Source organism: Thermus sp., assembly GCF_056332225.1.
The window spans coordinates 1-515 of record NZ_JBWGQW010000261.1 but is presented as its reverse complement, the minus strand read 5'-3'; the positions used below and the strand labels follow the sequence as shown (position 1 = coordinate 515).

The 515-nt window shown below is 68.3% G+C and carries 1 pseudogene; it reads right to left on the bottom strand.

Annotation, left to right across the window (positions count from 1 at the left end):
• Nucleotides 1-143: 143 nt before the first annotated feature.
• Nucleotides 144-515: pseudogene (locus tag AC01Y6_RS11260) on the bottom strand (replication initiator protein A); the annotation flags it as partial.

The window sequence follows — 515 nt, the reverse complement described above, 5'->3', positions numbered from 1 at the left end:
CCCCAAGTCTTCCGATATCCCCAAGGCCAAACTCCCCAAGTCTTCCGATACCCGGCTGAGGGGCCAAATGGGTGCTCGGGAAGGGCTCTTCTTGGCGAAGGGCCCCTCGAGGCGCGGGGGCGGCGCCCCAAGTCTTCCGATACTCAACGTCCCAAGTTATTACGGAAGGAATCCAGCCACTCATCCAAGGCGCCCCTGGCCGAGGCCTCTTTGAGCTCCTCTACCAGGGCCTTCGGGTCCAGGACGTCCTCCTCCATGAGGCGGGCGAGGTCCTCCAGTTCCCCCACGCTCAACCGCGAGCGGAGCACCAGCTGGGCCACCTGGAGGGCGCGGCGCACCCGGGCCTCCTTGGGGAGGCTCTGCCACTCCCGCTCGGCCTCCTCCTCCACCCGGCGGGCCTCTTCCTCCTCCAGGCGGGCCTGGGTCCTGCGGGCGGTGGGGGAGGGGAGGGCGCGGGCGTACTTGCCGCTCTCGTCCCGGATCACGTCCACCAGGAAGCCAAGCCGGTTTTTGGG